The sequence below is a fragment of the Hallella sp. genome, assembly GCF_037460745.1.
GTDB lineage: Bacteria > Bacteroidota > Bacteroidia > Bacteroidales > Bacteroidaceae > Prevotella > Prevotella faecis.
In genome coordinates, this window is record NZ_JAXVAE010000178.1 from 1 (window position 1) to 12,017 (window position 12,017).

The 12,017-nt window shown below is 54.4% G+C and carries 14 protein-coding genes; all 14 read left to right on the plus strand.

The genetic code is table 11. From position 1 onward, the window contains the following. Positions 1-45 precede the first annotated feature (45 nt). The 14 genes from WKK33_RS11660 to WKK33_RS11725 all read left to right on the plus strand — a co-directional run bounded on the left by WKK33_RS11660 (position 46) and on the right by WKK33_RS11725 (position 11,928). Positions 46-417 carry a peroxiredoxin gene (locus tag WKK33_RS11660; protein WP_337934041.1) on the plus strand — a complete coding sequence of 124 codons (372 nt, stop codon included), beginning with the start codon at positions 46-48 and terminating at the stop codon, positions 415-417. 19 nt (positions 418-436) lie between these two features. Continuing rightward, complete coding sequence (locus WKK33_RS11665) at positions 437-901, plus strand: ribonuclease H (RefSeq protein ID WP_337469175.1); 465 nt, start codon at positions 437-439, stop codon at positions 899-901. A gap of 81 nt (positions 902-982) precedes the next feature. After that, positions 983-1,777 carry a class I SAM-dependent methyltransferase gene (locus tag WKK33_RS11670; protein ID WP_337934031.1) on the plus strand — a complete coding sequence of 265 codons (795 nt, stop codon included), beginning with the start codon at positions 983-985 and terminating at the stop codon, positions 1,775-1,777. Further along, entirely contained in the window at positions 1,758-2,504 is a 747-nt protein-coding gene (locus tag WKK33_RS11675; protein WP_337569261.1) for a ZIP family metal transporter, read from the plus strand. Before WKK33_RS11670 ends, WKK33_RS11675 begins: the two co-directional genes overlap by 20 nt. A gap of 20 nt (positions 2,505-2,524) precedes the next feature. Beyond that, positions 2,525-3,526, plus strand: coding sequence for an aminodeoxychorismate synthase component I (locus WKK33_RS11680; RefSeq protein WP_337934032.1), 1,002 nt, complete (start codon positions 2,525-2,527; stop codon positions 3,524-3,526). Between the two features lie 66 nt (positions 3,527-3,592). Continuing rightward, positions 3,593-4,201 carry an aminotransferase class IV family protein gene (locus tag WKK33_RS11685; protein WP_252344926.1) on the plus strand — a complete coding sequence of 203 codons (609 nt, stop codon included), beginning with the start codon at positions 3,593-3,595 and terminating at the stop codon, positions 4,199-4,201. A gap of 131 nt (positions 4,202-4,332) precedes the next feature. Then, a complete protein-coding gene (locus WKK33_RS11690) occupies positions 4,333-6,120 on the plus strand; it encodes a 1-deoxy-D-xylulose-5-phosphate synthase (protein WP_337934034.1) in 1,788 nt (595 codons plus the stop codon). A 16-nt stretch (positions 6,121-6,136) separates the two neighbouring features. After that, positions 6,137-7,027, plus strand: a complete 891-nt coding sequence (locus WKK33_RS11695; RefSeq protein ID WP_337934042.1) for a helix-turn-helix transcriptional regulator — start codon at positions 6,137-6,139, stop codon at positions 7,025-7,027. Between the two features lie 54 nt (positions 7,028-7,081). Beyond that, positions 7,082-7,876 carry a carboxymuconolactone decarboxylase family protein gene (locus WKK33_RS11700; protein WP_337934036.1) on the plus strand — a complete coding sequence of 265 codons (795 nt, stop codon included), beginning with the start codon at positions 7,082-7,084 and terminating at the stop codon, positions 7,874-7,876. Positions 7,877-7,891: 15 nt separating this feature from the next. After that, positions 7,892-8,428 carry a flavodoxin family protein gene (locus tag WKK33_RS11705; protein ID WP_337469167.1) on the plus strand — a complete coding sequence of 179 codons (537 nt, stop codon included), beginning with the start codon at positions 7,892-7,894 and terminating at the stop codon, positions 8,426-8,428. A gap of 184 nt (positions 8,429-8,612) precedes the next feature. Further along, on the plus strand, positions 8,613-8,990 hold the full coding sequence (locus tag WKK33_RS11710; protein ID WP_337469166.1) for an MmcQ/YjbR family DNA-binding protein: 378 nt from the start codon (positions 8,613-8,615) through the stop codon (positions 8,988-8,990). A 68-nt stretch (positions 8,991-9,058) separates the two neighbouring features. Continuing rightward, positions 9,059-10,093, plus strand: coding sequence for an alcohol dehydrogenase (locus WKK33_RS11715; protein ID WP_337934037.1), 1,035 nt, complete (start codon positions 9,059-9,061; stop codon positions 10,091-10,093). A gap of 72 nt (positions 10,094-10,165) precedes the next feature. After that, complete coding sequence (locus WKK33_RS11720) at positions 10,166-11,476, plus strand: nucleobase:cation symporter-2 family protein (protein ID WP_337934039.1); 1,311 nt, start codon at positions 10,166-10,168, stop codon at positions 11,474-11,476. 14 nt (positions 11,477-11,490) lie between these two features. Next, a complete protein-coding gene (locus WKK33_RS11725; RefSeq protein WP_215759866.1) occupies positions 11,491-11,928 on the plus strand; it encodes an NUDIX hydrolase in 438 nt (145 codons plus the stop codon). The last annotated feature ends 89 nt before the right edge of the window (positions 11,929-12,017 follow it).

The following is a 12,017-nucleotide window of genomic DNA, read 5'->3' on the forward strand; positions in this document are numbered from 1 at the left end:
GCAGTATATTTCAATTATGGATTAAGGGTGCAGCGCTACCGCTGAATAGTTACCAGTTATCCCAAGGCCAACACCAGCGGATGCACCGCCGAAGCCTGTTCGTTGCAGGCCCATAAGGAGGAGTTGGCCGCCGCAGGTTACGAGATTATTGGTGTGAGCAAGGACAAGCAGGCTTTGCAGAAGAAGTTTGCCGACGCCCACGGCTTGCAGTTCCCCCTCATAGCCGATACCGACACCACCTTGTTGCAGGCGTTGGGATGTTGGGGAGAGAAGGTGACGTGCGGCCGCAAAACCATCGGCATCCTCCGCACCACCTATCTCGTCAACGAGGAAGGCGTTATTGAGAAGATCTTCACACCCAAGGAAATCAAGACGAAAATCCACGCCGAGCAAATCTTAAACGCCATCAAGGCGTAGGGGGAAGCGCATGACGTCTATGCCAACATCCCAGCCTTCTGCCACCTATCAGGTTTGGATAGGCGGCTCGTGCGACTATGGGCATAAGGAGCGTGCAGGAGGTGCCGCCGTGGTGATAGAAAGCGAAGGGCGCACCATCGGGCGTGAGGCGATTAGCGACTTGCATACCACCGAGTTTCGCATGATGCTCACCCTCATGGTAAAGGTGATGCGCCATCTGCCCGAAGCGTCCGACCTCCTCTTCCTGACCAACGCCGCTTACATCATGAACTTCGACAAGGTGCCGACGGCCAAGTCGGCCAATCCCGATTTGATACAACAATGCATTGAGGCGAAGGCCAGGCATCGTTCGGTTGCGGTCAAGATCGTGGCTTACCATAAGAGTAAACTGCTCATCGAGACGCACGCCATGGCAACCGAGGCCATGGCCCAAACGCGTAAGCGCTTTCATAGCGACCGCAAACGCATTACCCCCGAGCCATAGGCAATCCGTAAAAAAGCCATGTTGTGGAAGGCTTTTTCAGTTATTATGCTTACCTTTGCCTACACAAAAAAGCTATGCATTATGCCCTTATCCAACATAGAGAAGCATTATAACAAACATCCCGAGGACAAGCGCTTGTTGCGCCGTCATGGCATTGTTGAGTTTGAAACCACGTTGCACCATCTGCACCGTTTTCTGAAGCCGGGCGCGCGTGTGCTCGACATTGGCGCCGGAACGGGTCGCTACACATCCGCCCTCATGGCCGAGGGCTATGAGGTGAAGGCCGTGGAGCTGGTGCGTCGCAACATAGAGGTGTTCCTGAAGCGTGAACCTACGGCCGATGTGGTGCAAGGCGACGCGAGGAACATGCCGTTCTTGCCTACGGCGTGGGCCGACGTCACGTTGCTGCTCGGTCCGCTCTATCACCTGATAGGCGACGAGGAGAAGATCAAGGCCCTGAACGAGGCCAAGCGCGTAACGAAGCCTGGGGGCGTCATTTTTGTGGCCTACCTCATGAACGAATACAGCATCCTGTCGTATTGCTTCGACGAGGAACGCATAGGGGGCTTGTTGGAGCGAGGCGCTGTAGACAAGCATTTCCACATTCAGGCGCAACCTGACGAGCTTTACGACTATGTGCGCCTGGAGGATATCGACCGTCTCGACCAAGGCACCGGTCTGGAGCGGGTAACCATTTTCTCGCCCGATGGAGCGTCCGACTATATGCGCACGCGACTCAATCGCATGAGCGAAGAGACGTTCGCCCATTTCATAGAATACCAAAAGAGCATCTCCGAGCGTGCCGACCTGATAGGGGCGGGCAGCCATGTGGTGGATGTGGTAAGCGTTGTAGACAATGGCCCAAGTATGGATTAGCGCCGCCGGACTGTGCGGAGCGACGATCATCGGTAGTGTGCTGGGATTCCTTATCAAGGGCCTGTCGCACAAGTGGAACGACACAATACTGGGCTATTGTGCCGGCATCATGCTGGCCGCCGCTACCTTGGGCCTGATCGTTCCGGCCTTTGAGCAGGGCGAGCAATGGTGGTTGGTGGTGGCAGGTGTCATGGCGGGCGCGTTCTTCCTGAATGTGCTCGACCTGGTTACGCCCCATTTGCATCATATCACCGGACTCGACGCGGAAGAGCATCGCCATAACGCGTCGCTCAATAGAATCCTGTTGTTTGTCATGGCCATCGCCTTGCATAAATTGCCTGAGGGCATGGCCGCTGGTGTGAGCTTGAGCGATGTGGTGGCCACCAACTGGACCGTTAGCTTGGGCATCGCCATACAGAACGTGCCTGAGGGCATGGTGGTCATAGCCCCATTGCTGTTGGCCGGCGTGAAACCCATGCGCACCTTTGTCATATCGGTGGCCATCGGGTTGCTTGAGGTGGTTGGCGTGTGGCTGGGCTTTGCTCTGGGAAGCGCCTCGCAGGCGTTGCTGCCCGTGATGCTGGGCTTTGCCGGAGGGGCTATGCTCTATGTGACGAGCGACGAAATGATTCCCGAGACCCATGCGCATGGCTATCAGAAACAAGCCACCTACGCCCTGTTGTTAGGATTCATGAGTCTGGTGCTAATTGAAAAGTTCTTTGAATGACATCCCCACGAGGATGATCCATGCATACTATGAAACAAGATATTATCGAACGTATCAACCTGCTCGCTCAAGAAGGCGACCCTTTTCTCTTCGTCGTCAATTTCCAAGGTGATGATGCTTTTATCCAAAAATTGTCGGATATTGACCCACAGGAGTGTCTCTACGATTTTGAGGGCATGTCTAACGTGGGGCGACAGGTGGAGCCTCCCTTCCCCTCTGAGGTGCAATGGGAGGTCGACGCTCCCTCGTATGCGTCGTACGAGAAGAGCTTCGATATCGTGAAGAACAACATGTTGATGGGCAACAGCTATCTCGCCAACCTCACATGCAAGGTGCCTGTGAGGTGCAACCTATCGCTTCACGACATCTTTCTTCATGCCAAGGGAAAATACAAGTTGCTGCTCCGTGGGCACGAGGAGGAAAACCGCCATTTTGTTTGTTTCTCGCCCGAGACCTTCGTGAAGGTCAAGGGTGGGCGCGTCTATTCCTATCCCATGAAGGGAACGCTCGACGCCTCGTTGCCCCAGGCCGAGGAGGTGTTGATGGCCGACGCGAAGGAGGCGGCTGAACACGCCACCATCGTCGATCTCATACGCAACGACCTCAGTAGGGTGGCCGAGGATGTGCGCGTCGACAAGTACCGGTATGTGGATGTGCTCCATACCAATAAGGGCGACATCCTGCAAACAAGTTCCGAGATTAGTGGGCGCTTGTCTCGCAATTACCAAGCGCACATCGGCGATATGCTGGCCGCGCAACTACCTGCGGGCTCCATAACGGGAGCGCCCAAGAACAAGACGGTGGCCATTATCGAGGAGGCGGAAGGCTACGACCGCGGCTTCTATACCGGCATCATGGGCATCTACGACCGAGGAGAACTCAACTCCGCCGTCATGATACGCTTTGTGGAGCAGCACGGCGACGGGTTGTCGTTCAAGGCCGGAGGCGGCATCACCTCGAAGAGTGATTGCCGAAAGGAATACGACGAGGTTCTTCAAAAGATTTACCTGCCCTTCGAGTGAACGGGGTGGGGCATAAATATAATAAGGTGCATTCGATGTGCGCCATCGTAACGAACAATCCCAACTATGATGCAACAATTTGTGGAGACCATCAAGGTCAAGAATGGTAAGGCCTTGGCTCTCGCTTACCATCAGGCACGCATGGAGCGTACCATCGCCCATTTCTTTCCCGCGCTTGCCCTCACGGCCATGCCCCGTTTGGAAGAGTGGGTGGCGCCGAAGGCCGATATGGACCTTTTCAAGGCGCGTGTGGTGTATGGCGAAAAGGGTGTGGAGAAGGTAGAATATGCATCTTATGCCATGCGTCCAATTCGCTCATTGCGAGTGGTTTGCGACGATTCGATCGGTTATGACTATAAGAGCGTGGATCGGTCGGCGCTCAACGCCTTGGTGACGAAGCGTGGCAACTGCGATGAGATTGTCATCGTGAAGAATGGGATGGTAACCGATAGTTCTTACACCAACCTCGCTCTGTATGATGGCCATGAATGGTTGACGCCGCGCCGCCCCTTGCTCCTGGGCACCAAGCGGGCCTTCCTGCTCGACCAAGGATTGCTGAAGGAAGCCGACCTGACGCTTGCCGACCTGCGACGTGCGCAACGCGTGAGCCTCTTCAACGCCATGATCGACATGGGCGAACGTGTGGTTGAGGCCTGCGACATTGCCTTTGAATAGTACCCGGAATGCCATAATCGGTTATTGGGGTAATTATTTCCGAACTCGGGGTATAGGGTAATACGAACCAAGTGGGTATCTTTGCACCAAGAAAAACGAAAACAAGTATTCATCAACAAAACAACACAACCATGTATATAGAAAAAATTCAGTCGCCAGTCGACTTGAAAGGGCTGGACTTGAAGGCGCTTCAAGTGGTGGCCGACGAAACACGTCGGGCCGTGCTCAACCGCGTAAGCAAGCATGGTGGACACGTGGGACCTAACCTTGGCTTTGTGGAAGCTACCGTGGCGTTGCATTATGTGTTCAACGCGCCGAAAGATAAGTTGGTGTTCGATGTGAGCCACCAGAGTTATCCTCATAAGGTGTTGACGGGGCGTGCCTCGGGATTCTTGGGCGATGTAGATGACATGAACGCCATCTCGGGCTATTCGTCGCCTGCCGAATGCCCCGAGTACGACAATTTTGAGGTAGGCCATACCTCCACGTCCATCAGTCTGGCCACGGGCTTACAAAAGGCGCGTGATGTGAAGGGAACCGACGAGAACATCATCGCCATTATCGGCGACGGATCGCTCTCGGGTGGCGAGGCCTTCGAAGGTCTCTCGGAAGCCTCCGAACTGGGTACGGGCATCATCATCGTGGTGAACGACAACGAGATGTCGATAGCAGAGAATCATGGCGGCATCTACAAGAACTTACGTGCCCTTCGAGAGTCGGGGGGTACATGCGAGCACAACTGGTTTAAGGCTTGGGGCTTCGAATACAAGTATCTGGAGGAAGGCAACAATATAGAAAAACTCATAGAGGTGTTCCGAAGTGTTAAGGACACCGACAAGCCTACCGTGGTCCATATCCACACCGAGAAGGGACACGGCTACGCACCAGCCGTTAAGAACAAGGAAGCGTGGCATTGGGGATTGCCGTTTAACCTGGAGGATGGCAGTAGGCCGGTGAGGAATGCGGATGGTACGATGCCCGAGGTGGTGGCATGCGAGGATTATGCGGAGCTCTTCAGCGACTGGATGTTACGCGAGATGAAGCACGACAAGACGCTCATCGCCGTTACGGCAGGAACGCCCACAGCCGCAGGCTTTACGCCCGACAAGCGCAAGGAAGCAGGTAAGCAACACATTGACATGAGCATTGCCGAGGAGCAGGCGGTGGCCATGATCTCAGGAATGGCAAAGGGTGGATTGCATCCCGTGTGGACGGTTTACAGCACCTTTATTCAGCGCACCTACGACCAGATAGCGCAAGACCTTTGCATCAACGCCAATCCGGCGGTCATCAACGTAGTGGGAGGTGGCGTAAACTCGATGAACGACATCACCCACATCTGCCTCTTCGACATTCCGATGCTTTGCAGCATTCCGGGTCTCATCTATCTGGCACCCACCACCTGCGAGGAGTATTTTGCCATGATGCGTTGGGCTATCCAGCAAGACCAAAAGCCCATCGCCATTCGTACGCCAAGCAATGGGGTGGTTCACACCGCCGAGCCGGTTGATGCCGAATATGGTTACGCCCCGAAGTACAAGGTGATGCACCGAGGGTCGAAGGTGGCTATCATTGCCGCAGGATCGTTCTACCAGAAGGGAGAGAACGTGGTGCGTCTCTTGGCCGACAAGGGCGTTGACGCCACGCTCATCAATCCTCGCTATTTGAACGCCGTTGACGTCGACGTGCTTAACGCCTTGAAGGACGATCACCAACTGGTGGTGACGCTTGAGGATGGTTGCAAGGATGGTGGATTCGGAGAGCGCATCGCGTCTTATTATGGCACATCGCAGATGAAGGTGCTTGTGGGCGGCATCAAGAAGGGCCTCTACGACCGTTACGACGTGCACGAGTTGCTTACCAACAACCGTTTGCTCGATGAGCAAATCGTGGAAGATGTGTTGGGTATTGTGGACTGACGAAAGTGAGGCGCTTATGCAAGAGGTCTATTTCAATACCGTCCAAGAGTTCAACGATTTCTATCATCTTGATACGCTCCACCCGTTGGTGAGCGTGGTGCGCTTTGACAAGCCAAGGACATTGGAGGAGGTTACGTGCCATTATGGCCTCTATGCCCTGTTTCTCAAGGAGAACAAAGGATGCAAATTGTCGTATGGGCGCACCAAGTATGATTTCGATGAGATGACGGTTACAAGTTTCGCACCGGGTCAGGTAATCCACGTGGAGCCCAATCCTGATGTGTCGGTTCCTAAGTGGACAGCCATCGTGTTTCACCCCGACCTGCTCAGTCGCACCTCGTTGGGTAAGCGCATAGGCCGATATGAGTTTTTCGATTACACCTCCAACGAGGCGTTGCACCTTTCGTGTGGCGAGATTGACATATTCCGGGGTGTGCTCTCCATGATACAACAGGAGTTGAAACGAAGCATCGACAAGCACTCGCGTGAGTTGATCGTGAGCAACATAGAGTTGCTGTTGAACTATTGCCTGCGCTTCTACGACCGTCAGTTTATCACCCGCGAGGAGATCAACCATTCGGTGGTGAGGAAATTTACGATGTTGCTCGACCAATACATTGCCAACCAAGCCCAGCACGAAGGGTTTCCTTCGGTGGCTTTCTTTGCCGACAAATGTTGCTACTCTCCTAAGTATTTTGGCGAGTTGGTGAAGACCGAGACGGGACGGACGGCCAAGGACCTTATCAATGATCGTGTGCTACGGGCTGCCCAACAACTCCTTAACGACGAGACGCTAAGCGTTAAGATGGTGAGCCAACAGCTTGGCTTTGAGTATTCCCAACACTTTGTGAGGTTCTTCAAGGCCAAGACGGGACAGACGCCTTCTGAATATAGAAAGATCGTATAAGTGCCCAAGGATATGAAGAGGTTTGTTTTAACTATAATAATCATAACAATTTCAATGCAAGTTATGGCACAAAAGAAAATAGTACAGACAGCAGGACGCGCACAGTTGGGCGAGTTTGCCCCAGAGTTTGCTCATCTTAACGACGACATTCTTTTTGGTGAGGTGTGGAGCCGCAACGACCTTCTCTCGTTGCGCGACCGAAGTGTGGTGACCCTTACGTCACTCATCAGTCAGGGCATTACCGATAGTTCGCTGAAATATCATCTTCAGGCGGCCAAGAACAATGGCATTACCCGCACCGAGATAGCTGAGATAATAACCCACATCGCCTTCTATGCCGGATGGCCCAAGGCATGGGCTGCCTTCAATCTTGCCAAGGATGTGTGGGCGGATGAGGTGGCCCCGGAGGTCTCGGACGAAGCCAACCATCTGGCGTTTCCCATAGGAAGTCCAAATACGGCATACGCCAAATACTTCACGGGCAATAGCTATCTCGCCCCGTTGACTCCCAAAAATATTGGCGAAGGCGAGCAATCGGCTCTGCCTATGAGCAACGTGACCTTTGAGCCTGGATGCCGCAACCATTGGCATATACATCATGGCGCACGCCAAATGCTTATCTGTGTGTCGGGTAAGGGATGGTATCAGGAGTGGGGCAAGCCGGCCATTCCACTCAAGGCGGGCGATGTGGTCGATATTCCAGAAGGCGTGAAGCATTGGCATGGCGCACAAAAGGACTCATGGTTCCAGCATATCGCCACCCATGTGCAGGTGGAAAACACATGCCCTGGTTCGGCCCCCAACGAATGGTTGGAGCCTGTGAGCGAAGAGGAATATAACAAACTGTAAACTCGGAAAATCGATATGAAGAAAGTAATTGTTATCTCAACCAGCTTACGTGTTGGGTCGAATAGCGACATGCTCGCTGATCAGTTTGCGGAAGGTGCTCGCAAGGCGGGGCACGAAGTGGAGAAGATTTCGCTCGTTGGCAAGCAAATAGCGTTCTGCAAGGGATGCATGGCCTGCCAGAAACTGGGAAGGTGCGCCATCCCAGACGATGTTAACGACATCATGCAGAAGGTGCTTGGCGCTGATGTGGTTTGTTGGGCCACGCCCATCTACTACTATGAGATGAGCGGCCAGATGAAGGTGCTCATTGACCGCATGAACGCCATGTATCGTTTGGACTATCGGTTCCGCGATGTTTACATGCTCTCCACGGCTGCAGAGGACGAGCCAGAGGTGCCCCAACGCGCCGAGGCCGGCCTCACCGGATGGGTCGATTGCTACCCCAAGAGTCGCTTGGCGGCCACACTTTTCTGTGGAGGCGTAGATGGCCCGCGCGCCATTGCCGGCAACGGTAAGTTGCGGGAGGCATACGAGTTGGGCAAGAAAGTGTGAGGTCTTGATTGAAATTTCCTGCGAAAGAGAGTGGGATTCTCTGTTTTTATTTTTACCTTTGCCATGCGTCAAGAAACGGTTTGCGGGAGTGTTTGGTAGCGCTCGGCCGAAACCCTCTCTTGGCGCATGCAGGCTTTAGGGCCTTCAAGACCGATAAATCATCAACAGAGAACCCCAAGCAACCATGGACATAGAGCAAGTGAGGGCCTACACGCTGTCGCTATATGGCGTGACCGAAGACCAACCCTTTGGCGACGATAACATAACTTACCGCGTTGAGGGAAAGATATTTTTATGCCTTTGGTTAGGGGGAGGATTCCACTCCTTGAACGATAGCATGCCTCGCTTTGCTTGTAAGTTGGCTCCTGAGCGCAACGAAGCTTTGCGCGAGCAATACGAAACCGTCACTCCGGCGTTTCACTGGAATAAGAAACATTGGAGCGACATTTATTATGAGCAGCTCGACCCATGCCTGGTGAGGGCATGGATCAAGGAATCCTACGAGTTGATTATCAGCACATTGCCCAAGGCCAAGAGGGCAAAATACCTGTTGCAAGCATGACATGATCCGTATGGTCTCGACACTCGACCATGCTTTGGGGCCACGTGGTGAATATTAAAACATAACTCATGAAAGCATACACATACATAGAGAAAGGACGGTTTGCCATGACCGACAAGCCGAAACCCGTGATAGAGGAACCCACCGACGTCATTGTTCGCGTTACCTTGGGCAGTATCTGTACGAGCGATCTCCACATCAAGCATGGTAGTGTGCCCAGGGCGGTGCCCGGCATTACCGTTGGCCATGAGATGGTGGGCGTTGTAGAGGCTGTTGGGAGTGAGGTGAAAGGCATCAAGGAAGGCGATCGCGTCACCGTGAATGTGGAGACCTTCTGTGGCGAGTGCTTCTATTGCAAGCATGGATATGTGAACAACTGCACTTCGCCCCATGGCGGTTGGGCGTTGGGTTGTCGCATTGACGGTGGTCAGACGGAGTATGTTCGCGTGCCGTTGGCCACCCAAGGATTGAACCGCATTCCCGATAGCGTTACCGACGAGCAAGCCTTGTTTGTGGGCGATGTGCTGGCCACCGGTTTCTGGGCGGCCCGCATCAGCGAGATTACCGAGGACGACACGGTGCTCATCATCGGCGCGGGACCGACGGGCATCTGCACCTTGCTCTGCGCCATGCTGAAACACCCGAAGCGCATCATTGTTTGTGAGCGGTCGGAGGAACGTCGCGCATTCGTAAAGAAGCATTATCCCGAGGTGCTGCTCACCACACCTGAGGAGTGTCAGGCGTTTGTGGAAGCCCATAGCGACCATGGGGGCGCCGACCGCGTATTGGAGGTGGCGGGCGCCAACGCCACGTTCCAGTTGGCTTGGCAATGTGCGCGCCCCAACGCCATCGTCACCATTGTGGCCCTCTACGACGAACCGCAGGTGTTGCCCTTGCCCAACATGTATGGCAAGAACCTGACGTTCAAGACGGGTGGGGTGGACGGTTGCGATTGCGAGGAGGTGCTCCACCTCATTGAGCAGGGCAAGATCGACACCACACCGCTCATCACACATCGCTTCCCCCTCAGCAGGATAGAGGAAGCCTACCGCATCTTCGAGAACAAGGAGGACGGGGTTATCAAGATAGCTATTTATAATTAACTTCATACCGATGGCCTGGGCGCAATGGTGCGTTCAGGCCTATAGGTTTCATACTAACATCAATAAAGCATTATGTCAAATTCAGTAGAGAACCTCTATCGGCTCGACGGTAGAGTGCCGTTGGGCAAGGCTCTTCCCTTCGGCTTGCAACATGTGCTGGCCATGTTTGTCAGCAACATCACCCCCATCATGATCTTGGCGGCGGCCGTGGGGCTCGATAGCGCCATTAGCGCCGCACTTATCCAAAACTGTATGGTCATCGCCGGTATAGGAACCTTGGTGCAACTCTTCCCCGTGTGGCGTGTGGGTTCTCGCTTGCCTATCGTGATGGGCATCTCGTTTACGTTCCTTTCGCTCGCCATCAGCATCGCCGGCGCTTACGGCATGGGCACGCTCATCGGTGCGGTCATCGTGGGCGGATTGGTTGAGGGAACGCTCGGACTGTTTGTTAAGTATTGGATCAAGCTCATCCCTCATGTGGCGTCGGCCACGGTGGTTACGGCCATCGGATTCTCGCTCCTTCCCATTGGCGCCAACTCGTTTGCCGGTGGCCAAGGAGCAACCGACTTCGGCAGCATGAGCAATTGGATCGTGGGTAGCGTAACGCTTCTTGCCTGCTTGCTTTGCCAGGTGTTTGCCAAGGGCTTCCTGCGCTCGTTGTCGGTCCTCGTGGGTCTTGTGGTGGGCTATGTGCTCTCGTGCTTCATGGGTATGGTCGACTTCGGCGGCTTGTCGGGACAGTCGATCATTGCGCTCCCGCGCATCCTTCCTTTCACCCCCGAGTTTAACGTGGGTGCCATTCTCTCCGTTGTGGCCGTGTACCTCGTGTCGGCCACCGAGACCATTGGCGACACCTCAGCCCTTTGCAATAGCGCCCTCAAGCGCGACCCCGCGACCCGCGAGATGGGGTCGGCCATCTGCTGCGATGGTTTCGTCAGCTCCGTGTCGGGTTTGTTTGGTTGTACGCCCATTACCTCGTTTAGCCAAAATGTGGGTTTGGCGGCCATCTCGGGTGTGGTCAACCGCTTCACCATTGGCGTGGGAGCCGTGGTGATGATCATCGGTGGTGTGTTCCCCGTTATTGGCGCAGCCCTGACAACCATCCCTCAGGCCGTGCTCGGTGGTTGCACCATCATGATGTTTGGAAGCATCCTCTTTGCCGGTTTTGGCATGATGGCGCGCGCTGGCTTCTCGCAGCGCAACATGGTTATCGTGAGTCTCTCGCTCAGCATGGGTCTTGGCTTCACGCAAGCCACAGGCATGTTTGCCATCTTCCCCGAGATTGTGCGCACGGTGTTTGCTGAGAACTGCGTAGCCGTGGTGTTCCTCCTTGCCGTAGTGCTCAACCTTGTGCTGCCTAAGAAGGTGCAGGGCGAGATGTAGAATGGCATAGCCTTATGACCTACACTTATCAATATCCGAGGCCGGCGGTAACGGCCGATTGCGTGGTTATTACCACTGAGGAGGTGCCAAAGGTGCTGCTCATACAACGGGGCAATGAGCCCTATAAGGGACACTGGGCTTTCCCAGGTGGATTCATGAACATGGACGAGACCGCGGAGCAATGCGCCATTCGTGAGTTGGAGGAGGAGACGGGGCTCGTCGTTGAGCGGGTTCGACAGATTGGCGCCTACTCGAAGGTCGACCGTGACCCTCGGGGTCGCACCATTTCGGTGGCCTATCTGGCGATGGTTGCCAGTCAGATAACTGTGGCTGGGCACGACGATGCTGCTCAGGCGGCTTGGTTCCCTTTGACCGATCTGCCCGTGTTGGCCTTCGATCACCAGGACATTATGGCGGACGCCATCGCATTATATCATAAGGTGAACAGGTAGAGGATGGTGTTGCGCTTGTGGCAACACCAAGAGATTAAGGGGGTGTGTCAAAATTCACACCCTCTTTTAAAATATCACAAAGCCCGAAC